Source organism: Pseudomonas sp. LBUM1661, from assembly GCF_059695925.1.
This window is the reverse complement of sequence record NZ_CP166794.1, coordinates 1,503,247-1,530,000: the sequence shown is the minus strand read 5'-3', so window position 1 is coordinate 1,530,000 and position 26,754 is coordinate 1,503,247. Positions and strand designations below refer to the sequence as shown.

Below are 26,754 nucleotides of genomic sequence, written 5' to 3'. Positions count from 1 at the left end.
GGCGGAAGGTGTGATCAAGCAGCACCGAACCGTGGGCACGTTACTTAATACGTTGATCGCGGCGGGATTCACCCTCCAGCACATCAATGAATGGGGCCCAACCGATGCAGAGGTCGCGACGCAACCGGCGCTGGCCGAAGAACGGGAACGACTCATGATGATGCTGGTTGGAGTGCAACGTTAAAGGCCGCCCGTACATTTTGCGTAAAGATCCTCGTGGCCCAGTAAAGAAGCCGTAGCAAGGCGTTTCGCCCGGAAATAGATGCCTTATTCTCCCGGCTCACCCTTAGCACCGAGATCACCATGGACAGTTCAGAGTTGGGAATCATGATCGTTTCAATGATCGGGTTGTTCGGCTTTGCTTCATTTGCTTTTGAATACTTGAGTGCCAGGCGCTCAAAGAAAGGTAAGCCGCAGTGATGTTCTCAGTGGCTCAAGGAAAAGGGACAGATAACGCATCTGTCCCTTTTTTGCATCAGCGCGTCGCTACCAAAAACAACCGCGGAAACGGTAACAACACCGAACCATCCGCCAGCGCCGGATAAGCCTGCTCGATGGCTGCCTTATACAGCTTCAGATACTCTGCCCGCTCCGCCTCATCCAGTGGATCGAGGAACGGCCGCAAACCGCTGCCCTTGAACCACTCGACGACCCCCGAAGCACCGTCCGCGAGTGGATGATGATAAGTGGTGCGCCACACATCGACACGGGTGCAGTGAGGTTTGAGCATCGAGTAATAGCCGCTGGCGTCGGCCATTTCCGTGCGCTGCCCGGCGGCGCCTGACAGCTTGTCGGCCCATGGCCCTTGCGCCGCGACTTCGCGCATCAAGCGGTGCGAGTGTTCGTTGAGGTTGTCGGGCATCTGGATCGCCAGGCTTCCGCCCGGTGCCAGTTTATTGACCAGCGAAGGCAGCAACGCAGCGTGACCCGGCACCCACTGCAACACCGCGTTGGCGAAAATCACATCGAACGGGCCGCTGTCATTCCAGGCATCGATGTCAGCGATATCGAACCGCACCTGCGGCAGACGTTTACGCGCGGCCTCGATCATATCAGCCGAACTGTCCAGCCCCCGCACCGTGGCATCTGCAAAGCGTTCCACCAGCAACTCGGTCGAGTTGCCGGGGCCGCAACCGATGTCGACGGCCGAGCGCACGTCCGTGCCGGGGATGGCCGCCAGCAAGTCACGGGCCGGGCGGGTGCGTTCATCTTCAAAAGCGACGTATTGTTTGGCGGACCAACTCATTGCGTTCTCCTGTCGGTGCGTTCTGTTCAACAACGGACCAAAAGAATACCGCGCCAATGCCGATCTGCCCTCCCCTGAAGATTGCTACCAGACATGTATCACGGTCCATAGCAGCTGCCGAAGCCAGGTTTTTCACTGGCCACCCACTTTTAATCAGAATTTTCAGCCTGCCGGCGCTGTCACAAAATCAGGCGCATCCCTACAAGGAACACGGCAATGAAATTCGCAAAAATCGCACAGAAACTCGCCCTATGGGCCGGCAGCCCCAAGACGTTCATGGGGGCGATTATTCTGATTTTCCTGTGGGGGCTGAGTGGGCCGATTTTCGACTTCAACGACACGTGGCAGCTGATCATCAATACCTCGACCACCATCATCACGTTTCTGATGGTGTTCCTGATCCAGAACACCCAGAACCGCGACACGGACATTTTGCATTTGAAGGTCGATGAGTTGCTGCGGGTAACAAAAGAGGCGCAAAACGCGATGCTTGGGCTCGAAGCGCTGGACCTCAAGCAGTTGGAGGCGCTGAGGAAGCAGTATCGGCAACTTGGCGAGGGTCAAACGATTTCCCTCGACGGGACCGTCGTCGAGGAAAAAAAGGATTCGGGCCTGAATCAATGCTGATGGGGGATGCGCGGGTGACCCAACGTCACCCACGCACTCCAATAGCTAGCGACTGGCTTGCAGCGCCCTGGCCATTTGCAGATGGTTTTGCAGCTTGGGCAGGGTTTCTTCGGCGAACGCTTTGATTTCCGGTACATCGGTGGTCTGCGCTTCACGCTGAAGCTGATCGATGGCTTCCTGAGTGGTTTTGACCTGACTGGCGGCGTAGGCCTGATCGAAAGACGCGCCGTCCATCACTTCCGGCATCAAGGCCTTGGCCTTGTCGACCACCTCTTCGCGCGGGGCCACCGGCAAATCGAGTTGCTTGGCAATTTTCGCCAAGTGCTGGTTGGCGGTGGTGCGATCGTTAATGACGACGATCGTGTAGTCCTTGACCTCTTTGGATTCGGTTTTCTGGTGCGCCAGACGACTGGCTTCGATGTCGGCCATGCCTTTGGCCGATGCATCATTGATGAATTCGGCGGGTGACTGGGCAAAGGCACTGCTGGCGCACAGGCCCAGTAACGTGGCGAAACTGGCATTGTGTAATCGGGTGGCCATCCGGCTCATGGTCGCGCCCTCCTCGAAATAAAATTCAAACGGGAGCTTTCGCTCCCGCCTCTCAATCAAAACTACCTTCACCACTACTTGGATTTCTGGCCACCTTTGCGGCCCATATCGGGTTTGGCAGGGTCTTTATCGACAGTCGTGGTAGTAGTTTTCCCACCTTTGCGACCGGCTTCAGACGCCTTCGTTCGATCGTTGCCGAAGTTTCCCGAGTTCGAGTTTCTTGAGTTAGGCATGATTCTCTACCTCTTGGTGATGATCGCGGCGAGCAGGAGCCCGCATAGAATCAGAATTTCGATCCCTGCAAAGGTTTAGAAAAATTGAAATCCCAGCGACGAACGGTGGAGGTTTTTTACACGCCGAGTCGCAGATGATGCTGGCGTTTTGCGCTGTACATCGCTTCATCGGCATGCCGGAAAAGCTGCTTTTCTTCGGTGCCGTGCTCGGGGTAATTGGCGATGCCGATACTCGGATGGATGTTCAGGCTGTGCCCGTCCAATCGCAGTGGCTGGGCCAGGACTTGAAGGATTTTGCCCGCAACGCTGTCGGCATCTTCCGCCGCGCGGATGCTGTGCAACAACACCACAAATTCGTCACCGCCAATACGCGCCACGGTGTCGGTTTCGCGCACGCAGCCCTTGAGCCGATTGGCGACCGCTTGCAGCAGCATGTCGCCGACCGCATGGCCGTGGGTGTCGTTGACTTCTTTGAAGCGGTCGAGGTCGACGTACAACAGCGCCATGCGCCCGGAATCCGCCCGCGCCAACGTCAGCGAGGCCTTGAGCCGGTCACGCAGCAGCTCGCGGTTGGGCAATTGCGTCAGTTGGTCGTACTGGGCCATGTGCTGCAGGCGGGTATGCAGTTGCTTGCGTTCGATCGCCGTGGCGACCTGGGCGCAAACGTACTGCAACAGTTCCTTGTCCTGCTCGGTGTAGCGCTCGCCGCCCGGCACGCTTTTGACGATCAGCGCACCGATGGTGCCGTTTTGCGAATTTAACGGTACACCGAGCCAGCAAGGTGAATGCTGGCCCGCGACCAGCGTTTCAAACCCCGCCGGAAGGTCGTGTTGGTCCGGGGTCAGCAGAATCGGCTGGCGGCTGCGAATCACTTCGGCGCAAAGCCGCCCGGTAATGGTCCCGGGCGCCTCGGGCCGCAACTCATGGTCGTCGACGTGATAGGGAAAATTAAGCTGCGCGCAGTGTTCGTCATACAGCGCGACGGAGAAATTCAGCGCGGGCAGCCATTCACCGATGATCAAATGGATGCGCTTGAACAGCGCCAGCAAATCTTCCGCAGCATGCGCGGCTTCGGAGATCGCATACAACGCCGCCTGCCGCGACTCGGCCTGCTTGCGTTCGGTGATGTCGCGAGCGACGGCGATGCGCAACTGGTCAACCTCCGACCAGCGTGCCGACCAGAGGATGTTTACCACACGCCCATCTTTGCGCAGGTAACGGTTTTCGAAGTTGAGTTTGGGGTCGCCGCCCATGATTTCCCGCGCGGCGTCGAGGGTGCGCTGACGATCGGCGGGGTGCACCAGGTCGATCATCGGCTGGCCGATCAGCTCGTCGGGGGTGTAGCCGAAAATGCGCTCGCAGGCCGCGCTGACAAAGACGAAGCGGCCTTGTTTGTCGACCGCACAGACGGCGTCCAGCAAAAGATCGATGTAACTCGCCAACGGCGCGGAATTTCTGGTTGCCATAGTGCGGTGAGCGTGTCCGGACAATGCAGCAATAAATAACCCTCCCTGACCGTTCAGTACAACCGACGCATCCTGCGATCAGCCTCAAGCCTTGTTCGTCACCAACCCCGGCAATGCGTGCACCAGGGCGTTGATGGCAAAACCGATGAACATCACCCCGCACAACCGGGTGATTGCCAGCTCATGACGCTGATACAACGTGCGCACCTGACGTGCCCCGACAATGCCGATGAGGATAGCGTAGGCCATGAGGCCGCCGACGAAGCTCAAGACGATCAGCCACGGCAGCATCGACCAATGCAGCAATTCCGCGCGGCTGGAGAGCAACGCGGTGAACGTCGCCACCGCCACCGGGTACGCCTTCGGATTGGTCAGGCCGAACAGGATGCCGTGCCAGAACGGCTGCCGCGCCGGGCCTTGAGGCGTTTCGGCGCTGCTGCGACGAGCGCGAATCGCGCGCAAGCCAAGCCAGAACAGATACAGCCCGCTGATCACGCCCAGCACATCAAACGCAGTGCTACCAATTTCCCGCGCACCGACAATCGCGATCAGCGCGGTGCTGCACCAGACCACGTCACCCAGCAAATGCCCGCACAAAAATCCCGCCCCCGCCCGCCGACCACGCGCCGCGCCGATGCCAAACACCGCCAATACCCCCGGCCCCGGCGTGATGCCGTAGATAAAGCCCGAGGCGAGAACGGCCATTAGCAGCGATGGGGTCATGGGAAATCCTGATGAACTACTGGGTGAATGGACGCAAGTCTATATCAGGTCTTCGTGGGTAGAGTTACTGATCGTCGATGGAGTCTGAAAACATCGCAGCCTGCGGCAGTTCCTACAAGGCAGCCGAGACGCGCTCGATTTCACTGCTCAACCCGTTCAACGCCTGATCCCCGCCCCGCCGCTTGTGCCAAACCAGCACAAACGTAAAAGAAGGAATGTGAAACGGCGGCTGCACGACGATCAGCGAGCGCTCATCTATATCGCGCACGCCTCGCGAAGCGACGGTGAGGATCAGGTCCGTGCCGCTGATGAGTTCCGGGGCGACGCTCCAGTGCGGCAGGCTGATCGCCACGCGGCGGCGTTCGCGCAGTGTGGTCAGGGCGCGCTCGATTTCCGGGGTGCCGCTGAGCCGGGCAAGTGGTGGCGTCGTTGATACGGCATCATTTCAGGATGTTTGGCTTGGTCGAGCGGCCGATGACTGTGTCGCGGGGAGTTGGGGCTTTGTTGCTGGTGGCGGGCGTGGTGATGATTCAGTTCAGTGCTGCGCCAACGAAGGGCTTGGTGACGGCGGGTTGAGCGATAACTGACGGTGAGGTGGTGACTGTCAGGCCGTCTTCGCGAGCAGGCTCGCTCCCACAGGTGATTGGCGGCGTGGCACAGATCAAGTGTGGGAGCGAGCCTGCTCGCGAAGGCGGCCTGTACAGCACCGCTGGTTTCAGAACTTGTCGAGCGTGCGCAGCTTCTGCGGCAGTCCCCACAGCAGCAGGGCTACGGCGATCAGCGCGCAGATACCAATGACATACAACGCCGGTGTGGTGCTGCCGGTCAGGTCCTTGATTCGCCCGACCATGACCGGGCTGACGATGCCGCCGAACTGGCCTAGGGTGTTGATCACCGCGATCCCGCCCGCAGCACCCGCCCCGGCACCGGCCAGCAATTTCGGCGGCAAGGTCCAGAAGCTCGGGATCGACGCGATGATCCCGGCACCCAGCAGGCCCAGGGCGACGATCAGGAAGGTCGTGTGATTAGCGAAGATCCCCGCACAGAAGAACCCTACCGCGCCCACCGCAACCAAACCGGCGACAAACTTGCGTCGCTCGCCAGTCGAGTCGGACAACCGCCCGATCACCACCATGCTGATGGCGCCGCAAATGTACGGGATCGCCGTCAGCAAACCGATCATCACCGGGCTTTCGGTGCCAGCGCTGCGGATCAATTGCGGGGCCCAGAAATTCAAGCCGTAGGACGCCACCTGAATCAGGAAGTAGATCAGCCCGAGGGTCAGGAAACCCGGGATGCGCAGCGCGGCGAGCAACGAGCCGCCACTCTTGTGCGGTTCATGATGGGCGATACGGCTGGCCAGCAAGGTTTTCTCCGACGGCGTCAGCCAATGGGCGTCTTCGATGCGGTCCTTGAGCAACGTCAGCACCAGCAAGCCGAGGCCGATGCACGGCACGCCGCCAAGCAGGAACAGCCAGTGCCAGCCGCGCATATCCATAAAGCCGTCAAGGTGTTGCAGCACCAGACCTGAGAACGGTGCGCCGACCAGCCCGGCAAACGCCGAGGACAGGAACAGCATCGAGGTGATGCGCCCGCGATAGTGCTGCGGGAACCACAGCGTCAGGTAATACAGCACACCTGGGGCGAAACCGGCCTCCATCGCACCGATCACGAAGCGCAGCGCGTAGAACTGCCATTCGCTGTTGACGAAGACCATGGCGGCGGTGGCCAGGCCCCACGACATCATGATCCGTGCGATCCAGCGCCGTGCGCCGACCTTGTACAGCATCATGTTGCTCGGTACTTCGAAGATCACGTAACCGACCACGAACAACCCGGCACCGAGGCCGTAAGCGGTGTCACTCAGGCTCAGGTCAGTCTGCAGCTGGAACTTGGCGAAGCTGATGTTGATGCGGTCGAAAAAGGCGAACAGGTAGCAGACCATGATCAGCGGCATCAGGCGCCAGGCGACCTTGCTGACCAGGGCTTTTTCTTCGTCGTGGCTAACGGACGGGTTCGCACCCGCCTCCAGTACATTCAGGCTCATGAAGTTTCTCCAGGCGGACTTCCCTTGGGTGTCCGATTGTTTTTGTTGTCTGGTTCGTTGTGTTTTTTGTAGGAGCCGGCTTGCTGGCGAAGCGGTGGCTCAGTCCACATTGATGTTGGATGGGCTGGCCTCTTCGCTGGCAAGCCAGCTCCTACAGGGGTAGTCGGTGTGTCAGGACGGGCTGGGGTGCAGGTCGCAATTGCGTCCGGCCTTGGCCAGTTGACCGGGCACTTCGTGGCCCAGCAGCGCCGGCAATCCTCGGGACAACTTCAGCAACAGCGGCAGATCGATGCCGGTCGGAATGCCGATTTCATCGCACAGGTTCACCAGGTCTTCGGTGCAGATATTGCCCGAGGCACCCGGTGCAAACGGGCAACCGCCGAGGCCACCCAGTGCCGCGTCGAAGCGTCGGGCACCGGCCTCATAGGCAGCCAGCACGTTGCACAAACCGAGGCCGCGGGTGTTGTGGAAATGCAGGGTCAAATCAGCTGGCGAAACCCGCTGCAACACCCGCCGTACCAGTCGATCAACCTGCCGAGGATTGGCCATGCCGGTGGTGTCAGCCAGGGTGATGCCCTGAAGGCCGAGTTCCTGATACGCCTCGACAATCTGCAGCACGCGGTCCTCATCGATCTTGCCTTCGAACGGGCAACCGAAAGTGGTGGCGATGCTACCGTTGAGGCGCACCTGCGTGCCGCCGACGTAGTGCACGATCTCACCGAATGCGGCCAGCGAGTCTTCGCAACGCATGCGCATGTTGGCCATGTTGTGCGTCTGGCTGGCGGACATCACCAGGTTCAGCTCATCGGCCCGGGTCGCCAGCGCTCGTTGCGCGCCTTTCAGGTTGGGGATCAACGCGACGTAGATCACCCCCGGTTGGCGGGTGATGCCCTTGAATACCGACTCACCATCGCGCAACGCCGGAATAGCCTTGGGCGACACAAACGACCCCGCTTCGATGCGGCTGAAACCGGCCAACGACAGTTGATCGATCAGCGCAATCTTGTCGACGGTTTCAACCCAGGTCGGCTCGATCTGCAAACCGTCCCGAGGCGAAACTTCCTGAACGATCAGGGCCTGGGAAAAATCAGTGATCATTGCACCACCCCTGCAGTTTTCAGCCGTTCAATGTCCGAATCCGTCAGCCCGAGCCCGGCGAGAATGCCGTCGGTGTGCTGGCCCAACGTCGGTCCCGACCAGTTCACGCCACCGGGGGTTTCGGAGAGTTTCGGCACGATGCCCGGCATCTTGACCGTGGCCCCGCCAGGCAGGTCGGCGCTGAGCAACATGTCCCGCGCCTGGTAATGCGGATCGGCGACGATGTCGGCCACCGAATAGATGCGCCCGGCCGGGACTTCGGCGGCTTCCAGGGCCGACAGCACGTCGTCGATCGGCAGGCTGCTGGTCCAGTGAGTGATCGCCGCGTCGAGCACATTGCTTTTCAAGGCACGACCGTCGTTGTGGGCAAATTCCGGTGCGTCAGCCAGATCACGGCGACCGATGGTTTCCATCAAGCGCTTGTAGATCGGGTCGCTGTTGCCGGCGATCACCACGTAGGCGCCATCGGCGGTCAGGTAGGTATTGGACGGCGCGATGCCCGGCAGAGCGCCGCCGCTGCGTTCGCGAATGTGGCCCTGCATGTCGTATTCCGGCACCAGGCTTTCCATGACGTTGAACACGCTTTCGGCCAGCGACACATCGACCACTTGCCCGCCGCCCTGCCCGGTCTTGACCCGCAGCAGCGACATCAAGGCACCGATCACCGCGTGCAGCGACGCCAGGGAATCACCAAGGCTGACCCCGACGCGTGCCGGCGGCGAACCGGGCGTGCCGGTGGTGTAGCGGATCCCGCCCATGGCCTCGCCAATGGCGCCGAAGCCCGGACGATCGCGGTACGGGCCGGTCTGGCCGTAACCGGAAATGCGTACCAGGGTCAGGTTGGGGTTGAGGGCGTGCAACACGTCCCAGCCCAGGCCGAGTTTTTCCAGGGCACCGGGGCGCAGGTTTTCGATCAACACATCGGCGCTGGTCGCCAGTTGCTTGACCAGTTCGATGCCTTCAGGGGATTTCAGGTTCAGCGCCAACGACTTCTTGTTGCGCGATTGCAGGTACCACCACAGCGAGGTGCCCTCGTGCAGCTTGCGCCATTTGCGCAGGGGATCGCCCTGGCCCATGGCTTCGATCTTGATCACCTCGGCGCCGAACTCGGCAAGCATGCGCGCGGCAAACGGCGCGGCGATCAGCGTGCCGATCTCGATTACCTTGATTGCACTCAGGGGGGCAGTCATCGCGGGGTACCTCTGTTGTTCTTGGAATATGCGCCAAGGCTAGAGGAGCGAAGGGCCGGGAATCCAACCTTCAGTTGGCAACGGGCGTTCGTGAAACGCGAACGCTGCCTTGGAATGGCCGCGACCTCAGGTCAGTCTTCGCGGGCAAGCCCAGCCAACCGAACTGTCAAACCTGACCCCGCAACTGCTCAAACAACATCCGGCTCACCGGCGACAACGCCGCTTCATCGCGCACCACCAACACCAGCGCCCGATCCGACCAGTCATCCGTCAACGGCACCGCGTGCAACCCCAACGCCCGGCCAAACAGTTCATAGGCCTTTTGCGGCAAAATCCCGATGCCCATGTTGGCCTGGACCATCCGGCACATGGCATCAAACCCCGGCACATGAATGCGCAACCGCAGCACCTTGCCGGCCTTGCGCGCCGCCGCGTGGGTTCGCATGTTGATCGAGCTGGCCGCATGCAAACCGACGTAATCGCTGTCCAGCGTATCGGCAAACGCCAGGCTGGAACGACGGGCCAACGGATGATCGGGCAGCATCAACACCACCAGTTTGTCCTGCCGATACAGCACGCTGTGCAGCCCTTTGACGTCGCTGTCGCTGGAGCAGATCCCGAGGTCGGCCACGCCATCGAGCACACCCTGAATCACCCCGCTGCTGGGGCGTTCTTCAAGGTCGGTCTTGACTTGGGGATGACGCTCGGAAAAGCCCCGCAGGTCTTCGGGCAGAAACTGAATGATCGCCGACAGGTTGGCGAGCATCCGCACATAGCCGCGAATACCGTGGCTGTGTTCGCCCAGTTCCAGGCCCATTTTCTCGACGTTGAAGAGCATCTGCCGGGCATGGTGCAACAGGGTTTCACCGGCCGGCGTCAGCGTCATGCCTTTGGCCTGACGCACGAACAGGCTGATGCCCAGCGCTTCTTCCAGTTCCATCAAGCGCTTGCTGGCCGCCGACACGGCGATGGCTTCGCGCGCGGCGGCACGGGTCAGCGTGCCTTCTTCGTGGACGGCGACGAACAGCTGAAGGGTGATCAGGTCGAGGCGGCGGATCAGGCTTTTTTGCAGCATCAGGGACTCGATGATGTCGGCTCGGACGAAGTCGCAGCATAACGTCCTTTGCGCCCGAACCGTGTCACCGTCAAAACGCGCTGCGGAAAATCTCCTCGATCTGCCGTTGATCCGCCACTCGCGGATTGGTCAGGCCACAGGCATCTTTCAAGGCGTTGGCGGCAAGCATCGGGATGTCATTGAGCTTGGCGCCGAGTGCGCGCAAACCGGCGGGAATGTCCACGTCCCTTGACAAGCTGCGGATGGCCACAATGGCCGCCCGCGCGCCCTCTTCCGGACTGCCCCCGCGCGCTTCGACACCCATTGCGACGGCGACATCAGTCAGGCGATCAGCGCAGACCAGCGCGTTGAAGCTTTGTACGTGGGGCAGCAGCACCGCGTTGCACACACCGTGGGGCAGGTCGTAAAAACCGCCCAATTGGTGGGCCATGGCATGCACATACCCCAGGGACGCGTTGTTGAACGCCATGCCCGCCAGAAACTGTGCGTACGCCATGTTTTCCCGTGCCGCCATATCGCTGCCGTCGCGCACGGCCAGGCGCAGGTTATTGCTGATCAAGGTGATCGCCTTGAGGGCGCAGGCGTCGGTGATCGGATTGGCGGCGGTGGACACGTAGGCTTCGATGGCGTGGGTCAGTGCGTCCATGCCCGTGGCGGCGGTCAGGCTTTTCGGCATGCCGACCATCAGCGCCGGGTCGTTGACCGACAGCAGCGGCGTGACGTTGCGGTCGACAATGGCCATTTTCACATGACGGATTTCGTCGGTGATGATGCAGAAACGGGTCATCTCGCTGGCCGTGCCGGCGGTGGTGTTGATCGCAATCAGCGGCAGCTGCGGTTTGCTGGATTGATCGACGCCTTCGTAGTCGCGGATCTGCCCGCCGTTGGTCGCGCACAAGGCGATGCCTTTGGCGCAGTCATGGGGCGAGCCGCCGCCCAGGGACACGACGAAATCACAGCGGGTTTCCTTGAGCAGGCCCAGGCCGTTCTCGACGTTGGCGGTGGTCGGGTTCGGCTTGGCGCCGTCGAAGATCACCGAGTCGATGTCCTGCAACGCCAGCTTCTCGGCAATCATTGTCGCTACGCCCGCCTTGGCCAGCCCGGCGTCGGTGACGATCAGCGCCTTGCGAAAACCGTACTGGCGGATGGCGTCCATGGCTTCGTCGAGGCAACCGTTGCCCATGATGTTTACGGCGGGGATGAAAAACGTGCTGCTCATGAGCGAATCTCCTGGCTGAGGCCGAACCGGCAGTGCCGATCCAGCGGGTACCCACAGGATCGACCCATCGCTTGCGCAGTAACTTGATCTGGCTCAAGTCTGGGTCGTGATAAAGTCGCCGCCCATCAGACCCCTTGCTTTGAGACGATGAACGCAATGACCGATTTCCAGGATGTCGATGCCCAACTTGAAGACTGGGACGCCTTGCGCACCAGCGCTTCGTTCAGCGGCCTGCTGCTGGGCAACGGCGCCAGTCGCGCGGTGTGGGACGATTTCGGCTACGACTCGCTGTTCGAAAACGCGCGCACCGTCGAAGAAAAGCCGATGAGCCAGTCCGAACTGAGCGTGTTCGACGCGATGCAGACGCGCAGCTTCGAGCAGGTGCTCAGCGCACTGAAAACCACCAGCCGCGTCAACAAGGCCCTGGCCGTCAGCTCCGCCGCACCGCGCAATCGCTACTACGCGATCAAGGAAGCGCTGATCAACACCGTGCATGCCGTGCACATCCCGTGGCGACTGGTGGTGCCTTCGACCCTGGCGACGATCAATCAGGAACTGGGCCGCTATCGGACGGTGTTCACCACCAACTACGACTTGCTCAACTACTGGGCGACTCAGCACACACCAGACGTCGTCACCGATCTGTTCCAGGGCGCCGAGCCGGGTTTTGACTTGAGCGCCACGGCGACCGATAAACCCCGTTTGCTGTACCTGCACGGCGGCCTGCATCTGGTGCGCAATCAGGACGGCACGGCGCGTAAATTGATGTCGACCGAGGGCACGTTGCTCGGCAGTTTCGCCATCAACAATACGATCAAGACGCTGGATGATGTGCCGCTGTTCGTCAACGAAGGCCCGGCCCAGGACAAGCTCAAGACCATTCGCAGTTCGGATTACCTGTCGTTCTGCTATGACCAGCTATTGGGGCATGGCGAGGGGTTGTGCATTTTTGGTCATGCCCTGGGTGAGCAGGACAGCCACATCGTCCATGCCTTGCGGCAGGCGAAACCGAAGGTGGTGGCGGTGTCGATTTACCCGCGCAGCAAAGCGTTCATCCAGCATCAGAAGCGGCATTACGCGAAGGTGTTTGAGGGGACGGGGGTTGAGTTGCGGTTTTTTGATTCGAAGACGCATGTGTTGGGGAGCCCAAAACTGACGGTGCCGGTCGAGGTTTAGGCGGCGACGCGGCTCACGCCATCGCGAGCAGGCTCGCTCCCACAGGGAAATGCATTCCAATGTGGGAGCGAGCCTGCTCGCGATGGCGTCAGGCCAGTCGACTCATTCCTCGGCGCTATGCACCACCACCAGCAACTGCGCCTGCACCTCGCCCACTGAGCGAATCCGGTGTGGTTTCTGCGCATTGAAATGCAGCGCATCCCCACGATTGAGCAACACGCGCTCGTTCATGAAGTCCACTTCCACCTGGCCCTCGTGGACGAACAGAAACTCCTCCCCCACGTGTTCCTTGAAGGCTTTGTCGACGAACTCGCTCGGCGGGTAAATGATGAACGGCAGCAAGCTGCGCTCGCTGACCTGATGCGCCAGCACCGCGTAACCGGGGCTCTGGTCATTGGCGGCCAGGGACTGACGCTCATCGCTGCGCACCAGGCTGTAGCTGTCGAGGCTGACGTTGTCTTCGGAGAACAGCTCCTCGACCTTCACGTTCAACGCCTTCGCCAGTTTCAGGGCAGCCGCGATCGACGGCGTATTCAGCCCGCGCTCGACTTTCGACAAGTAACTCTTGGTCATGCCGGACTTCTCGGCCAAGGCCTCCAGCGTCACGCCGAGTTTTTTTCTCAGTAATTTCAAACGGATAGACATGTAGAGCGATTAATCCATCAAGGAGGCGACGATGTGTCCTTGCTAATGACACCTTGTGTCATATAGTCTCGCTTGTGTCATTTACACTGACCCAAAGGACACCGATATGGCCAAGACCTTAGCACTACCCAAAGAGCAACTGGTCAAGCAAGCGCTGACACAGATGCAAAATACCCTGGCGGATAATACGTGGACCGACCGGCAAAAGCTGGCCCTGACCTGCCGTATTCTGTTCGAGAACGGTCACGACTCCGGCTTGGCCGGGCAAATCACCGCCCGCGGCCCGCAACCCGGCACCTACTACACTCAGCAACTGGGCCTGGGTTTCGATGAAATCAGCGCCAGCAATCTGTTGTTGGTCAACGAAGACCTTGAAGTGCTGGAAGGCCACGGCATGCCCAACCCGGCCAACCGCTTTCACAGCTGGGTGTACCGCGCCCGACCGGACGTGAACTGCATCATTCACACGCACCCGACCCACGTTGCGGCGCTGTCGATGCTTGAAGTGCCGCTGCAGATTTCCCACATGGACCTCTGCCCACTCTACGACGACTGTGCGTTTCTCGAAGGCTGGCCAGGCGTGCCGGTGGGCAATGAGGAAGGCGAACTGATTGCCGGCGCGCTGGGCGACAAACGGGCGATCCTGCTTTCGCACCACGGCCAATTGTCCACCGGCACCACCATCGAAGAGGCGTGTGTCATTGCGCAACTGATCGAGCGCGCCGCCAGGCTGCAACTGCTGGCGATGAGTGCCGGGACGATCAAGCCGATCTTGCCCGAACTTGGACGTGAAGCGCATGACTGGATTTCCAGACCCAAGCGCCACGCCGCCGCCTTCAACTACTACGCTCGGCAGAACCTGCGTCAACACGCCGATTGCCTGAACTGAACCCACTCATTTTCAAGAGGAGCGTCGCCATGTCGACCCCAACCATTCACGGCATCATCGGCTACACCATCACCCCGTTCACCGCCAATGGCGAAGGCGTTGACCTCGACGCGCTCGGGCGTTCCATCGACCGCCTGATCGACAGCGGCGTGCACTCGATTGCACCGCTGGGCAGCACCGGCGAAGGCGCTTACCTGAGCGACGCGGAGTGGGACCAGGTCAGCGAGTTCAGCCTCAAACACGTGGCCAAACGCGTGCCGACCATCGTCAGCGTGTCCGACCTGACCACCGCCAAAGCCGTGCGCCGCGCACGTTTCGCCGAAGCCCATGGCGCCGATGCGGTGATGGTGCTGCCGACGTCCTACTGGAAACTCAGCGAAGCGGAAATCCTCGCCCACTACCGCGCCATCGGTGACAGCATCGGCGTGCCGATCATGCTCTATAACAACCCGGCCACCAGCGGCACCGACATGTCGGTGGACCTTATCCTGCGGATCTTCAACGCCGTGGACAACGTGACGATGGTCAAGGAAAGCACCGGCGACATCCAGCGCATGCATCAATTGCAACGGCTGGGCGAAGGCCGGGTGCCGTTCTACAACGGCTGCAACCCGCTGGCGCTGGAAGCTTTTGCGGCGGGGGCGAAAGGTTGGTGCACGGCGGCGCCGAACCTGATTCCGCAGCTCAACCTCGACTTGTATGAAGCGGTATTGGCCAATGATTTGAGCAAAGCACGCGAGCTGTTTTATCGCCAATTGCCGCTGCTGGACTTCATCCTCAAGGGTGGCTTGCCGGCGACGATCAAGGCGGGCTTGCGTGCTACGGGACTGGAAGTTGGCGATCCACGGTTGCCGGTGTTTCCACTGGGTGAGGCCGGGATCAGCCAGTTGCTAGACTTGTTGAAAGCCTTGCGCTGATCTCGAAGTTCACAAAAAACCAATGTGGGAGCTAGCCTGCTAGCGATAGCGGCCTGACATTCAACATCTTCGTCGAATGTTAAGCAGCCATCGCTAGCAGGCTAGCTCCCACAATGGATGTGTATTGGGTTTAAAGGTGTGTTCAAAGCACCGGCAGGGTCTTGTCCTTGATCACGGTGGTCGGCCCGTTGGCTTTGACACTGGCGATGCCTTTGTCCATGGCGGTAGCCGAGGAGTAAGACTCGCTGCTGCCGATGATCTCGTGGTTACCGGCCTTGAGGTTGAAGTACGGATGACCATCCTTGGTGGTCTTCTTCTCGTAGCGTTCATCCAGCGGGCTGTTGGACTGAACCGATGCGATGCCTTTGTCGGCAGCGGCGCGGGTGGTGTACAGCTCGCTGGTCAGAATGGTTTCGGCGTTGGCGGCTTTCAGCACAAACCTGAACTGGCCACTGCTGCTTTTGCTCACTTCGTACCATCCGGACATGCTCGTTCTCCTTGGCGATTGAGAGGTTTCGCGCTTCAGAGTAAAGACCAGGCCCGGATTTTTGTCGCCTGTACCGCCGCCATCGCGAGCAGGCTCGCTCCCACATTGGAATGCATTTCCCTGTGGGAGCGAGCCTGCTCGCGATGGGGTCGATAAGGTGGAGCTACTTCACCGCCGCCCGCACCACCGACAACTCCGGCGCCTGCACCCGCCGCTGACTCAAATACCGCGTGCAACTCACCCGCAAAAACGAGGCAAAATTCACCACTTCGCCGCGGTAGTCCATCACCTCTTCATACAGCTTGGCAATCAACTGGTTGGTGGTCATGCCGTCGACCTCGGCGATTTCGCTGAGGATGTCCCAGAACTGATTTTCCAGGCGCAGGGTGGTCACCACCCCGCAGATGCGCAGCGAGCGGGAGCGCGACTCGTAGAGAATCGGATCGGCTTTGACGTAGAGCTCGCACATGGACAGGTCCCTCGTTACAGCGTGATTTTGGTGCCCAGCAACCCAAGGAAACCGGCCAGCCAGCTCGGGTGCGCCGGCCATGCCGGCGCCGTGGCCAGATTGCCTTGTACGTGACCTTCCGTCACCGGGATATCGATGAACGTACCGCCGGCCAAGCGCACTTCCGGGGCACAGGCCGGGTACGCGCTGCACTCGCGACCTTCGAGAACGCCTGCCGCCGCCAGCAATTGCGCACCGTGACACACGGCGGCGATCGGTTTGCCGGCCTTGTCGAAGGCGCGTACCAGTTCCAGGACTTTTTCGTTCAGGCGCAGGTATTCCGGCGCACGACCGCCAGGGATCAGCAGCGCGTCGTAGTCGGTCTCAGCGACCTTGGCAAAGTCGAAGTTGAGGGCAAACAAATGGCCGGGTTTTTCGCTGTAGGTCTGGTCGCCTTCGAAGTCGTGGATCGCCGTGCGCACGGTCTGGCCGGCGGTTTTGTCCGGGCACACCGCGTGCACCGTGTGACCGACCATCAGCAGCGCCTGAAACGGCACCATTACTTCGTAGTCTTCGACGTAATCGCCGACCAGCATCAGAATTTTCTTGGCAGCCATGGGGAGGACTCCTCTGGGAAATACGTAGGAGTATTCAAGGTAGACCTTATCCAGAGGGGTGGGTAATAACCTGCTACTACGGCGTTATCGTTCTTCGCGGGCAAGCCTCGCTCCTACAGATTTGGCGTGATCCCTGTAGGAGCGAGGCTTGCCCGCGAAGGGGCCTTCAAACTGTACGGATAACTCTGCGCCTAGCTGTAACAGAGCATCAACCCCGGTTTATGGCTAGATGAGGGCTCTTCCCGCCACCCTCGATTCTGGTTGCCATCATGTCCTCGCGCGAAAACACCGGCATGGCCCTGGGCCTGCTCGGCGTTGTGATCTTCAGCCTCACCCTGCCCTTCACACGAATCGTCGTGCAGGAACTCCATCCGCTGCTCAACGGTTTGGGCCGTGCGCTGTTCGCGGCGGTGCCGGCGGCGTTGCTGTTGCTGTGGCGCCGGGAAAAGTGGCCGACCTGGAAACAGGTCAAAGGCCTGACGCTGGTGATTGCCGGGGTGATCCTCGGTTTCCCGGTGCTCTCGGCCTGGGCCATGCAAACCTTGCCGGCGTCCCACGGTGCGCTGGTCAACGGCCTGCAACCGCTGTGCGTGGCGCTGTATGCCGCGTGGCTGTCACATGAGCGACCGTCGAAAGCCTTCTGGGCCTGCGCCGCGCTGGGCAGTGGGTTGGTGCTCGGTTATGCGCTGATCAGCGGGGCCGGCAGTATTCAGGCCGGCGACTTGCTGATGCTCGGGGCGATTGCCGTGGGCGGGCTTGGTTATGCCGAAGGTGGCCGGTTGGCCAAGGAGATGGGTGGCTGGCAGGTGATCTGCTGGGCGCTGGTGCTGTCGACGCCGCTGCTGATCGGGCCGGTGGTGTACCTGGCGCTGCAACATCAGGGCGAAATTTCGGCCAAGACCTGGTGGGCGTTCGGTTACGTCTCGCTGTTTTCGCAGTTCATCGGGTTTTTCGCCTGGTACGCCGGGTTGGCGATGGGCGGGATTGCGCGGGTCAGTCAGATCCAATTGCTGCAGATCTTCTTCACGATTGCGTTTTCGGCGTTGTTCTTCGGGGAACACATCGAGCCGATCACCTGGCTGTTTGCCGCCGGGGTGATCGTGACGGTGATGCTGGGGCGCAAGACGGCGGTAAAGTCCCATGTGGGAGCGAGCCTGCTCGCGAAGGGGCCATAACCATCAACATTAATGCTGACTGTTAAGCCGCCTTCGCGAGCAGGCTCGCTCCCACAGGTTTAGAGGAGGCCATCAGCCCGGAGCAATGTTTCCAGGCAATGTTCGCTGATGTGGTAGAAATCCTTCAACTCCTGAATCTTCACCAACAGCTGGGCCGGGTCCACCGGCTCGGCGCGTTTGACCGCCAGGATCATCTTGTTCTTGTTGGTGTGGTCCAGTGAGATGAACTCGAAAACCTTGGTCTCGTAGCCGCACGCTTCAAGGAACAGCGCGCGCAAACTGTCGGTGACCATTTCCGCCTGCTGGCCCAAATGCAGGCCGTATTGCAGCATCGGCTTGAGCAGCGCCGGGCTCTGGATTTGCAGGCGGATCTGCTTGTGGCAGCACGGCGAGCACATGATGATCGAGGCGCCGGAGCGAATGCCGGTGTGAATCGCATAGTCGGTGGCGATGTCGCAGGCATGCAGCGCGATCATCACGTCCAGCTCGCTCGGTGCGACGCTGCGCACGTCACCGCACTTGAACACCAGCCCAGGGTGCTCAAGCTTCGCCGCCGCGGCGTTGCACAAGTTGACCATTTCTTCGCGCAACTCGACGCCCGTCACCTCGCCTTCGGCGTTCAAGGTGTTGCGCAGGTAGTCGTGGATCGCGAACGTCAGGTAACCCTTGCCCGAACCGAAGTCCGCCACCCGTACCGGCTTGTCCAGCGCCAGCGGCGAGGTGGTCAGCGCATGGCTGAAGACTTCGATGAACTTGTTGATCTGCTTCCACTTGCGCGACATCGCCGGGATCAGTTCGTGCTTGCTGTTCGTCACGCCGAGGTCGGCGAGAAACGGCCGACTCAGGTCGAGGAAGCGGTTTTTCTCGCGGTTGTGCTCGGCGGACGGCACCTCGCGCAATTGCTGAGGTTTGCTCTTGAACAGCGAAGACTTGCCCTTTTTGCTGTATTCGAGCTGGGCTTCATCAGTCAGCGAGAGTAAATGCGCATTTTTGAACGACGCCGGCAGCAACGCGGCGATGGTCGCAACGCCCTCGGCGAGTGCCAGGTTCTTGGTGATGTCGCGGGTCTTGTAGCGGTAGACGAAGGACAGGCAAGGCTGATCCTTGACCGTCAGTTGCTTGATGATCAGCCGCTGCAAGTCCGTCTCGGTGCCGACGTACTTGGCCAGCACCAGTTTGATGAAGGCGCTTTGCTCGAGGCTCGATTGCAGCAGGTCGATGAACTGCGCGTGGTGATCCGGCGCGAGGCTGGCGGGAGTGGCGGTGACGGACATGGAAAAAGCGGCCTCGGGCGGTGCGGATCGGGAATGGCGGGTATTTTAGGGGGGATGGCGTGCGAGGGCACGGGTAATTTCCCGAACGGCACTGTAGCCGCTGGCGAAGCCTGCTGCTACAGAGAATGGGCACACCTACTACTTCAGCCCAACACCACCAACCGATTCGGCAACTCGTTGCGCACGTGCGTCACCGGCACATGCACCTTGAGCAATTCGCCGCACGCCTCGACGCAGGTGACAAACCCCTGCAACGTCTGCCCTTGCTTCACCTGCTGCGTAAACGCCGCGACGATCGCGTCCCAGTTTTTGTTATCCAGCCGCTTGGAAATCCCCTCATCCACCAGAATTTCCACGTAACGTTCGGCCTCGGAGACGAAAATCAGCATCCCGGTGCTGCCCACCGTGTGGTGCAGGTTCTGCTCCAGGAACTGCCGGCGCGCCAGGTTCGAGGCGCGCCAATGCCGCACCGAACGCGGGATCAGGCGCGTGGTGACTTTGGGAATCCGGAATACCAGGCACAGCACGATGAACGTGATCCATTGCACCAGCAGCAGGCTGTGCATGGTCAGCCAACCTGTCAGGTAATGCACGACACCCGGCACCACCAGCGCCAGCAGACTGGCCCAGAGCAGCGGGATGTACGCATAGTCGTCGGCGCGCGCCGCCAGCACCGTCACCAGTTCGGCGTCGGTGTCGCGCTCGACCCGGGCAATTGCCTCGGCGACTTTGCGTTGTTCGTGTTCAGTCAGTAATGCCATGTGTATGAATGCCTGCTCGCTATTGTTATTACTGGCAGTGTCACCAGCCGCCTGACGAACCGCCGCCCCCGAAACTGCCCCCGCCGCCGCTGAAGCCCCCGCCCCCGCCTCCGCCGCCGCCACCAAACCCTCCGCCGCCGAATCCACCGCTCGAACCGCCTCGGCCACTGCCGCCACCGCTGGGCAGGATCCCGAGCATCTGGCAGACGAAAATCGTCAGGATAAACAGCATCACCAGAAACACGAAGATCCCCGGATGCCGTGAGAGGAAGTCACTTTCCTGATTGCTCCCGGAGTCGTACACCGTGGACGGCTCATCCAGTGGATTACCGCCCAGCACCACCAGCATCGCCGCGACCCCGTCGCTGATGCCCTTGCTGAAATTTCCGCTCTTGAATGCCGGCGTGATCACCTGATTGATGATCACCGAGCTCTGCGCATCGGTCAGGCGATCCTCCAGGCCATAACCGACTTCGATGCGCAATTTGCGATCATCGCGCGCGACGATCAGCAGTGCGCCGTTGTTCTTGTCCTTCTGGCCGATGCCCCAGTGGCGCCCCAATTGATAACCGAAGTCGGCGATGTCGGTGCCTTGCAAGTCCGGCAACGTGACCACCACCAACTGCTCGCCGGTGGCTTTTTCATGGGCCTGGAGCTGTTGCGTCAGCTGCTCGCGCACCGCCGGCTCGATCATCTGGGCGTTATCGACCACCCGCCCGGTCAGCTCCGGAAACTTCAACTCGGCCTGGGCCGTCAGGGCAAAGACCCAGAGCAACAGCACCAGGCCCACTTTCAACACGCGCATTGGCAACCTCATCCGTGGTGATGCTTGGAACCCATTCCGACGCCTACTGGAACTTCACTTGAGGCGCTTTTTCCGCATCAGGGCTGGTGGCCTCGAAGGTTTCTCGGATCGGCAAATCGCTGTACATCACGGTGTGCCACAGGCGACCGGGGAAGGTACGAAGTTCGGTGTTGTATTTCTGCACGGCGAGGATGAAGTCGCGACGCGCCACGGCGATGCGGTTCTCGGTGCCTTCCAGTTGCGATTGCAACGCGAGGAAATTCTGGTTGGCCTTGAGGTCTGGATAGCGCTCGGACACCACCATCAAACGGCTCAAGGCACCGGTCAGTTGATCCTGCGCCTGCTGGAACTGTTTGAGCTTCTCTGGATTGTCCAGGGTGCTGGCATCGACCTGGATCGAAGTCGCCTTGGCCCGGGCTTCGATCACCGCGGTCAGGGTTTCTTGCTCATGCTGGGCGTAGCCTTTGACCGTTTCCACCAGATTGGGGATCAGGTCGGCGCGGCGCTGGTACTGGTTCTGCACCTGGCCCCAGGCGGCCTTGGCCTGTTCGTCCAGCGTCGGGATCGTGTTGATGCCGCAGCCGGCCAGCAATGTGGTCAGTAGCATCAAGGCTGCGACTTGCAGGCTCGACCGATAGTGGTGTCGTACGTTCATCTGGCTGACGCTCCCTTGTACATTCCGTTGAAAAACAACTGGTGACCTTCTGACCGGGCTCTTGGGGCATAATCTGCCGCCACCACTGGATTGCATCGAGCCAATGGGCTAAAAGATGCCCCAGCGCAAAAGACACGTCAGAAGTGTGCTGCATTTACCTGAACAACAATAGTCGCTCCCTAAATTTTGGCTGACCGGCGCGTATTCACTGCCGCTTAGGCTTTTGAGAAAACTATTCATGAAGAAGCTGTGTTTGCTGGGCTTGTTCGTCAGCCTGGCCAGTCCTACCGTATTGGCCGCCACGACGCCCGCACCTCTGGAAAACAAGGACGCCTTCATCAGCAACCTGATGAAGCAAATGACCCTCGATGAAAAAATCGGCCAGTTGCGTCTGATCAGCATCGGCCCGGAAATGCCTCGGGAGCTGATCCGCAAGGAAATCGCGGCCGGCAACATCGGCGGCACGTTCAACTCGATCACTCGCCCGGAAAACCGTCCGATGCAGGACGCGGCCATGCGCAGCCGGTTGAAGATCCCGATGTTCTTCGCCTATGACGTGATCCACGGCCACCGCACGATTTTCCCGATCCCGATCGCCCTGGCGTCGAGCTGGGACATGGACGCCATCGGCCTGTCCGGGCGCATTGCCGCCAAGGAAGCCGCGGCAGACAGCCTCGACATCACCTTCGCGCCGATGGTCGACATCTCCCGCGACCCACGTTGGGGCCGCACGTCCGAAGGCTTCGGTGAAGACACTTACCTGGTGTCGCGGATTGCCGGCGTGATGGTCAAGGCCTTCCAGGGCACCGGCGCGAACGCGGCCGACAGCATCATGGCCAGCGTCAAGCACTTTGCCTTGTACGGCGCGGTCGAGGGCGGTCGCGACTACAACGTCGTCGACATGAGCCCGGTCAAGATGTACCAGGACTATCTGCCACCGTACCGTGCAGCGATCGACGCTGGCGCTGGCGGGGTGATGGTTGCGCTGAACTCGATCAACGGCGTGCCGGCCACCGCCAACACCTGGCTGATGAACGACCTGCTGCGCAAGGAATGGGGCTTCAAGGGCCTGGCGGTCAGCGACCACGGGGCGATTTTCGAGCTGATCAAGCATGGCGTCGCGGCTGACGGTCGTGAAGCGGCGAAGCTGGCAATCAAGGCCGGCATCGATATGAGCATGAACGACACCCTCTACGGCAAAGAGCTGCCGGGGCTGTTGAAGGCCGGCGAAATCGAACAGAAAGACATCGACAACGCCGTGCGCGAAGTGCTTGCCGCCAAGTACGACATGGGCCTGTTCAAGGACCCGTACCTGCGTATCGGCAAGGCTGAAGATGACCCGGCCGACACCTACGCCGAAAACCGCCTGCACCGCGCCGAGGCCCGTGACGTGGCGCGCCGCAGCATGGTGTTGCTGAAGAACCAGGGCGACACCCTGCCGCTGAAGAAAACCGCGAAAATCGCCCTGGTCGGCCCGCTGGCCAAGGCGCCGATCGACATGATGGGCAGCTGGGCCGCTGCCGGCAAACCCGCGCAATCGGTGACGCTGTTCGACGGCATGAACGCTGCGGTGGCAGACAAAGCGACGCTGATCTACGCCCGTGGCGCCAACATCACCAGCGACAAGAAAGTCCTCGATTACTTGAATTTCCTCAACTTCGATGCGCCGGAAGTGGTGGATGATCCGCGCCCGGCGGACGTGTTGATCGACGAAGCGGTGAAAGCCGCCAAGGATGCCGACGTGGTCGTGGCCGCTGTTGGCGAGTCCCGTGGCATGTCCCACGAATCGTCGAGCCGCACCGACCTGAACATTCCGGAAAACCAGCGAGCACTGATCCGCGCCCTGAAAGCCACCGGCAAACCGCTGGTACTGGTGTTGATGAACGGCCGTCCGCTGTCGATTCTCGAAGAGAAGGATCAGGCTGATGCGATTCTGGAAACCTGGTTCAGCGGCACCGAAGGCGGCAACGCCATCGCCGACGTGCTGTTCGGCGACTACAACCCGTCGGGCAAACTGCCGATCACGTTCCCGCGTTCTGTGGGCCAGATTCCGACCTACTACAACCACCTGAGCATTGGCCGGCCGTTCACGCCGGGCAAACCGGGCAACTACACCTCGCAGTATTTCGATGACACCACCGGCCCGCTGTTCCCGTTTGGCTTCGGTTTGAGCTACACCGATTTCAGCCTGACCGACATGGCGCTGTCGTCGACCACGCTGAACAAGACCGGCAAGCTCGACGCCAGCGTCATGCTGAAAAACACCGGCAAGCGTGACGGCGAAGCCGTGGTGCAGCTGTACATTCAGGACGTGACCGGCTCGATGATTCGCCCGGTCAAGGAACTGAAGAACTTCCAGAAAATCACGCTGAAGGCGGGTGAGCAGAAAGTCGTGCACTTCACCATCACTGAAGACGACCTGAAGTTCTTTAACGCCCAGCTCAAGTACGCGGCGGAGCCGGGCAAGTTCAACGTGCAGATCGGCCTGGATTCCCAGGACGTGACGCAGCAGAGCTTTGAATTGCTTTAGTCCATACGCCACAAAAATCTGTGGGAGCGGGCTTGCCCGCGATGAGGCCATAACAGCCAACACCTATGTTGCCTGTTATGCCGCCATCGCGGGCAAGCCCGCTCCCACAGTGGTTTTCGGTGCGACGACTATCCGCGTCGATCCAGAATATTCACCACCAGCCGATCCACCCATCCCCACACCCGTTGCTTGATCCGCCGCCACAGCGGCCGGCGTAGCCATGCCTCCAGGCTGACTTCCTGGCTCAGGGCAAAGTCTTTCTCGAAACTCGCCGCCACTGCCAGCGTCAACCCGGGGTCCAGCGCTTCAAGGTTGGCTTCCAGGTTGAAACGCAAATTCCAGTGATCGAAGTTGCACGAGCCGATGCTCACCCAGTCATCGACCAGGACCATTTTCAGGTGCAGGAAACACGGCTGGTATTCGAAGATTTTCACCCCGGCCTTGAGCAGTCGCGGGTAGTAGCGATGCCCGGCGTAGCGCACCGACGGATGATCGGTGCGCGGCCCGGTCAGCAGCAGGCGCACGTCGACGCCTCGGGCGGCGGCCCGGCGCAGTGAGCGGCGGACTTTCCAGGTTGGCAGGAAATACGGCGTCGCCAGCCAGATCCGCTGCTGACCACTGTTCAACGCGCGCACCAGCGATTGCAGAATGTCGCGGTGCTGGCGGGCGTCGGCGTAGGCGACCCGGCCCATGCCCTCGCCCATGGACGGCACTCGCGGCAGGCGCGGCAAACCGAAATGCGCAGCGGGTTTCCAGGCGCGCCGATGGCGGTTGGCGATCCATTGCCGATCGAACAGCAACTGCCAGTCGATGACCAAGGGGCCAGTGATTTCCACCATCACTTCATGCCATTCGCTGGTGTCTTCGCCGGGCGTCCAGAACTCATCGGTGACGCCGGTTCCACCGACCACGGCCAGGCTCTGATCCACCAGCAACAGCTTGCGGTGATCGCGATAGAAGTTGCCGACCCAGCGCCGCCAGCTCAAACGATTGTAGAAACGCAGTTCCACACCCGCCGCCATCAAGCGCTGGCGCAAGGTCAGGGTGAACGCCAGGCTGCCGTAATCATCGAACAGGCAGCGCACGCGCACACCGCGCTCGGCGGCCTGGACCAACGCCTGAACCATGGCCTCGGCGCAGGCGCCCGCCTCCACCAGATACAGCTCCAGCTCGACCTGCTCTTCGGCGCGGGCAATTGCTACCAACATGCGCGGGAAGAACTGCGGGCCGTCGATCAGCAGTTCGAAGTGGTTGCCTTCACGCCAGGGAAAAATGGCACCGGCCATGTCAGCGCGCCGTGAAAATCAGTACCGCGCCCACCGGTACCGACAGACTGATGGCCGACAAACCGGCGACCTTGCGCAAGCTTTCCAGACCGGGTGCCAGGTCGAAGTCTTCGGCGTTGATCACCAGAGGTTCCAGGGTCACCACCTGAAAGCGTCGATCATCGAGACGGGTTGCCAGCAGTTCGGCGTTGTATTCGTGTGTTTTACCGTGGAGGTTGACGGTCACCGGCAAGCGCAATTCAAGTTGTGCGCCGGGCGCGAGGTCGTTGATCGGGCGCAGATCGATTTGCGCGGTAATCAGCGCTTCGGGGAAGGTCTGGATGTCGAACAACTCCTTGCGCATGCGTTCGTCACGCAGCGGGATGCCGCTGTTCACCGATTCCATTTCGACTTCGACCTCGGCCAGTCCTTTGGGGCTGACCTTGCCATGCAGCACCAGAAAGCGCTGCACTTCGGAGATGTTGGCGTTTTTGGTGCTGATGAACGACAGCCGCGAAGACTCGCCGTCGAGGTACCAATTGGCCTGTGCCGACAGCGAGGCGCCGGCCAGCAGCAGGACGGCGAGGGCTTTTAAGAGGAAGCGGTTGAACATAAAGACTCGGGGGCAGATAAACCTGCACGAACCTTAACCGCCCGCGAACCAATTGCAAACCTGTAGCAGCTGGCGAAGCCTGCGCAGTCGTAAAATCAGCGACCTCGATCTGTCTGAACAACCACCGCGCCTGATTTCTGCACAAACGCCGCCCGTGAGCCAACGCAAACTTGTAGCAGCTGGCGAAGCCTGCTGCTACAGGTCGTGGGTCAGGCTAATGCGTGTTGCACGTCGCCGATGGTGGCGGCCAGGCTGCTGAGGTGCAGGCTGAGTACTCGCTCTACCGGGGCCTGATCCATTGGCCAGTGCAGCGCCATGCTGCCGACCAGTCGGCCGTCGGCATGAATCGGCAGCGCCACCGCGCGAATCAGGAACGGCAGGCGCACCGGGTATTCCCAGTAACCTTCGGTGCGCTGGCCAAAGCCTTGGTGCAACGCTTGTTCACTGGCGCGGAAGAGGGTCTCGTCGGTCAACCGTTCACGGCCAGCCAGGCGTTCCACTTCATGGGTTGCCAGTTCGCCCAGGCACGCCCGGCCCATGGCCGAATGAAACAGGCTGGCGTGCTGGCCGACGATCTGGCAGTTGTTCGGGTAGCGCTTGCGCAGCACCGTGGGGATCGCGCTTTCCATGACTTCCACGCGCTCGCCGTCGAAGCTCGACAGGTCGGCCACCAACCCGGTGCGCTCGCTCAACTCGAGCAACAGCGGCGCAGCGCTTTCCACCAGGCGCCGCTTGAACCGCTGTTGGCTATCGCCGAACAGGCGCTTGGCGCACAGCCGATAACGCCGGTCGCTCAAGCCGCGATAGATCCAGCCTTGCTCCTGCAAGGTCAGCAACATGCGCGACACCGTGGCCTTGGGCAGGGACGTCAGGTAATGCAACTCCTCCAGCCCCAATGCCTGATGCTCGCCCAGCAACTCGACAATCGCTAAAGCGCGCTCAACGGAACGTACGCTGCCGGTTTCTGCCTTGCTGTCCATGGATTCGACCTCCCTTTGCCCGCAACGGATGATCGCTTTTCGCA

General features: G+C 60.8%; 28 protein-coding genes and 2 pseudogenes (1 of these 30 only partly in view). 8 read left to right on the top strand and 22 right to left on the bottom strand.

What is annotated here, in order from left to right; all coding sequences use genetic code 11:
• Positions 1-184: pseudogene (locus ACA057_RS06895) on the top strand (SAM-dependent methyltransferase) (its annotated part extends 110 nt beyond the left edge of the window); the annotation flags it as partial.
• Positions 185-475: 291 nt separating this feature from the next.
• Here ACA057_RS06895 and tam read toward each other — a convergent pair.
• The gene (tam, locus tag ACA057_RS06890; protein WP_497346961.1) at positions 476-1,246 is read right to left on the bottom strand and encodes a trans-aconitate 2-methyltransferase; all 771 of its coding nucleotides are present in this window, start codon (positions 1,244-1,246) and stop codon (positions 476-478) included.
• Between the two features lie 216 nt (positions 1,247-1,462).
• Between tam and ACA057_RS06885 the strand changes: the two genes are divergently transcribed.
• Positions 1,463-1,873 carry a low affinity iron permease family protein gene (locus ACA057_RS06885; protein WP_497346959.1) on the top strand — a complete coding sequence of 137 codons (411 nt, stop codon included), beginning with the start codon at positions 1,463-1,465 and terminating at the stop codon, positions 1,871-1,873.
• 45 nt (positions 1,874-1,918) lie between these two features.
• Here ACA057_RS06885 and ACA057_RS06880 read toward each other — a convergent pair whose 3' ends face one another.
• From ACA057_RS06880 to ACA057_RS06860, 5 genes and pseudogenes are all read right to left on the bottom strand, one after another.
• A complete protein-coding gene (locus tag ACA057_RS06880; RefSeq protein ID WP_497346957.1) occupies positions 1,919-2,422 on the bottom strand; it encodes a DUF4142 domain-containing protein in 504 nt (167 codons plus the stop codon).
• Between the two features lie 74 nt (positions 2,423-2,496).
• The gene (locus tag ACA057_RS06875; RefSeq protein ID WP_401357071.1) at positions 2,497-2,655 is read right to left on the bottom strand and encodes a KGG domain-containing protein; all 159 of its coding nucleotides are present in this window, start codon (positions 2,653-2,655) and stop codon (positions 2,497-2,499) included.
• A gap of 116 nt (positions 2,656-2,771) precedes the next feature.
• On the bottom strand, positions 2,772-4,121 hold the full coding sequence (locus ACA057_RS06870) for a sensor domain-containing protein (RefSeq protein WP_497346954.1): 1,350 nt from the start codon (positions 4,119-4,121) through the stop codon (positions 2,772-2,774).
• Positions 4,122-4,205: 84 nt separating this feature from the next.
• Complete coding sequence (locus tag ACA057_RS06865) at positions 4,206-4,844, bottom strand: LysE family translocator (RefSeq protein ID WP_497346952.1); 639 nt, start codon at positions 4,842-4,844, stop codon at positions 4,206-4,208.
• Positions 4,845-4,956: 112 nt separating this feature from the next.
• Positions 4,957-5,256, bottom strand: a pseudogene (locus ACA057_RS06860) (type 2 periplasmic-binding domain-containing protein); the annotation flags it as partial.
• A gap of 38 nt (positions 5,257-5,294) precedes the next feature.
• On the opposite strand from ACA057_RS06860, the gene ACA057_RS06855 reads away from it, so the two are divergent.
• Positions 5,295-5,420 carry a hypothetical protein gene (locus ACA057_RS06855; RefSeq protein ID WP_497349832.1) on the top strand — a complete coding sequence of 42 codons (126 nt, stop codon included), beginning with the start codon at positions 5,295-5,297 and terminating at the stop codon, positions 5,418-5,420.
• A gap of 139 nt (positions 5,421-5,559) precedes the next feature.
• On the opposite strand, the gene ACA057_RS06850 is transcribed toward ACA057_RS06855, so the two are convergent.
• From ACA057_RS06850 to yiaY, 5 genes are all read right to left on the bottom strand, one after another.
• Positions 5,560-6,891: an MFS transporter gene (locus ACA057_RS06850; protein WP_497346950.1), complete on the bottom strand. Its 1,332-nt coding sequence runs from the start codon at positions 6,889-6,891 to the stop codon at positions 5,560-5,562.
• Between the two features lie 171 nt (positions 6,892-7,062).
• A complete protein-coding gene (locus ACA057_RS06845) occupies positions 7,063-7,989 on the bottom strand; it encodes a hydroxymethylglutaryl-CoA lyase (RefSeq protein WP_497346948.1) in 927 nt (308 codons plus the stop codon).
• On the bottom strand, positions 7,986-9,179 hold the full coding sequence (locus ACA057_RS06840; protein ID WP_497346946.1) for a CaiB/BaiF CoA transferase family protein: 1,194 nt from the start codon (positions 9,177-9,179) through the stop codon (positions 7,986-7,988). Before ACA057_RS06840 ends, ACA057_RS06845 begins: the two co-directional genes overlap by 4 nt.
• Before the next feature lie 166 nt (positions 9,180-9,345).
• Positions 9,346-10,254: a LysR family transcriptional regulator gene (locus ACA057_RS06835; RefSeq protein WP_497346944.1), complete on the bottom strand. Its 909-nt coding sequence runs from the start codon at positions 10,252-10,254 to the stop codon at positions 9,346-9,348.
• Between the two features lie 70 nt (positions 10,255-10,324).
• Complete coding sequence (gene yiaY / locus ACA057_RS06830; RefSeq protein ID WP_497346942.1) at positions 10,325-11,473, bottom strand: L-threonine dehydrogenase; 1,149 nt, start codon at positions 11,471-11,473, stop codon at positions 10,325-10,327.
• Between the two features lie 156 nt (positions 11,474-11,629).
• Here yiaY and ACA057_RS06825 point away from each other — a divergent pair, with 156 nt between their 5' ends.
• Positions 11,630-12,649 carry a DUF4917 family protein gene (locus ACA057_RS06825; RefSeq protein ID WP_497346940.1) on the top strand — a complete coding sequence of 340 codons (1,020 nt, stop codon included), beginning with the start codon at positions 11,630-11,632 and terminating at the stop codon, positions 12,647-12,649.
• Positions 12,650-12,751: 102 nt separating this feature from the next.
• Here the strand turns inward: ACA057_RS06825 and ACA057_RS06820 are convergent, their stop codons facing one another.
• The gene (locus ACA057_RS06820; RefSeq protein ID WP_059402332.1) at positions 12,752-13,294 is read right to left on the bottom strand and encodes a helix-turn-helix domain-containing protein; all 543 of its coding nucleotides are present in this window, start codon (positions 13,292-13,294) and stop codon (positions 12,752-12,754) included.
• Between the two features lie 106 nt (positions 13,295-13,400).
• Here ACA057_RS06820 and ACA057_RS06815 point away from each other — a divergent pair, with 106 nt between their 5' ends.
• The gene (locus ACA057_RS06815) at positions 13,401-14,183 is read left to right on the top strand and encodes an aldolase (RefSeq protein ID WP_497346938.1); all 783 of its coding nucleotides are present in this window, start codon (positions 13,401-13,403) and stop codon (positions 14,181-14,183) included.
• 29 nt (positions 14,184-14,212) lie between these two features.
• Positions 14,213-15,100, top strand: coding sequence for a dihydrodipicolinate synthase family protein (locus ACA057_RS06810; protein WP_497346936.1), 888 nt, complete (start codon positions 14,213-14,215; stop codon positions 15,098-15,100).
• 142 nt (positions 15,101-15,242) lie between these two features.
• Here ACA057_RS06810 and ACA057_RS06805 read toward each other — a convergent pair whose 3' ends face one another.
• The 3 genes from ACA057_RS06805 to ACA057_RS06795 all read right to left on the bottom strand — a co-directional run bounded on the left by ACA057_RS06805 (position 15,243) and on the right by ACA057_RS06795 (position 16,652).
• Positions 15,243-15,587, bottom strand: coding sequence for a YegP family protein (locus ACA057_RS06805; RefSeq protein ID WP_497346934.1), 345 nt, complete (start codon positions 15,585-15,587; stop codon positions 15,243-15,245).
• Positions 15,588-15,750: 163 nt separating this feature from the next.
• On the bottom strand, positions 15,751-16,056 hold the full coding sequence (locus tag ACA057_RS06800; RefSeq protein ID WP_008152951.1) for a ribbon-helix-helix domain-containing protein: 306 nt from the start codon (positions 16,054-16,056) through the stop codon (positions 15,751-15,753).
• A gap of 14 nt (positions 16,057-16,070) precedes the next feature.
• The gene (locus tag ACA057_RS06795) at positions 16,071-16,652 is read right to left on the bottom strand and encodes a DJ-1/PfpI family protein (RefSeq protein WP_059402327.1); all 582 of its coding nucleotides are present in this window, start codon (positions 16,650-16,652) and stop codon (positions 16,071-16,073) included.
• 269 nt (positions 16,653-16,921) lie between these two features.
• On the opposite strand from ACA057_RS06795, the gene ACA057_RS06790 reads away from it, so the two are divergent.
• Complete coding sequence (locus ACA057_RS06790; protein WP_497346931.1) at positions 16,922-17,827, top strand: DMT family transporter; 906 nt, start codon at positions 16,922-16,924, stop codon at positions 17,825-17,827.
• Positions 17,828-17,886: 59 nt separating this feature from the next.
• Here the strand turns inward: ACA057_RS06790 and ACA057_RS06785 are convergent, their stop codons facing one another.
• From ACA057_RS06785 to ACA057_RS06770, 4 genes are all read right to left on the bottom strand, one after another.
• Entirely contained in the window at positions 17,887-19,101 is a 1,215-nt protein-coding gene (locus tag ACA057_RS06785; RefSeq protein WP_497346929.1) for a class I SAM-dependent methyltransferase, read from the bottom strand.
• 143 nt (positions 19,102-19,244) lie between these two features.
• Positions 19,245-19,862 carry a TPM domain-containing protein gene (locus ACA057_RS06780; protein WP_059402324.1) on the bottom strand — a complete coding sequence of 206 codons (618 nt, stop codon included), beginning with the start codon at positions 19,860-19,862 and terminating at the stop codon, positions 19,245-19,247.
• 40 nt (positions 19,863-19,902) lie between these two features.
• On the bottom strand, positions 19,903-20,667 hold the full coding sequence (locus ACA057_RS06775; protein ID WP_497346927.1) for a TPM domain-containing protein: 765 nt from the start codon (positions 20,665-20,667) through the stop codon (positions 19,903-19,905).
• Positions 20,668-20,710: 43 nt separating this feature from the next.
• Positions 20,711-21,322, bottom strand: a complete 612-nt coding sequence (locus ACA057_RS06770) for a LemA family protein (protein WP_076030017.1) — start codon at positions 21,320-21,322, stop codon at positions 20,711-20,713.
• Positions 21,323-21,560: 238 nt separating this feature from the next.
• Between ACA057_RS06770 and bglX the strand changes: the two genes are divergently transcribed.
• Entirely contained in the window at positions 21,561-23,852 is a 2,292-nt protein-coding gene (gene bglX, locus ACA057_RS06765; RefSeq protein WP_497346925.1) for a beta-glucosidase BglX, read from the top strand.
• 128 nt (positions 23,853-23,980) lie between these two features.
• Here the strand turns inward: bglX and ACA057_RS06760 are convergent, their stop codons facing one another.
• The 3 genes from ACA057_RS06760 to ACA057_RS06750 all read right to left on the bottom strand — a co-directional run bounded on the left by ACA057_RS06760 (position 23,981) and on the right by ACA057_RS06750 (position 26,710).
• Positions 23,981-25,138, bottom strand: coding sequence for a phospholipase D-like domain-containing protein (locus ACA057_RS06760; RefSeq protein WP_497346923.1), 1,158 nt, complete (start codon positions 25,136-25,138; stop codon positions 23,981-23,983).
• 1 nt (position 25,139) lies between these two features.
• The gene (locus tag ACA057_RS06755) at positions 25,140-25,730 is read right to left on the bottom strand and encodes a YceI family protein (RefSeq protein WP_497346921.1); all 591 of its coding nucleotides are present in this window, start codon (positions 25,728-25,730) and stop codon (positions 25,140-25,142) included.
• Between the two features lie 209 nt (positions 25,731-25,939).
• Positions 25,940-26,710, bottom strand: coding sequence for an IclR family transcriptional regulator (locus tag ACA057_RS06750; protein ID WP_497346919.1), 771 nt, complete (start codon positions 26,708-26,710; stop codon positions 25,940-25,942).
• Positions 26,711-26,754: the final 44 nt, after the last annotated feature.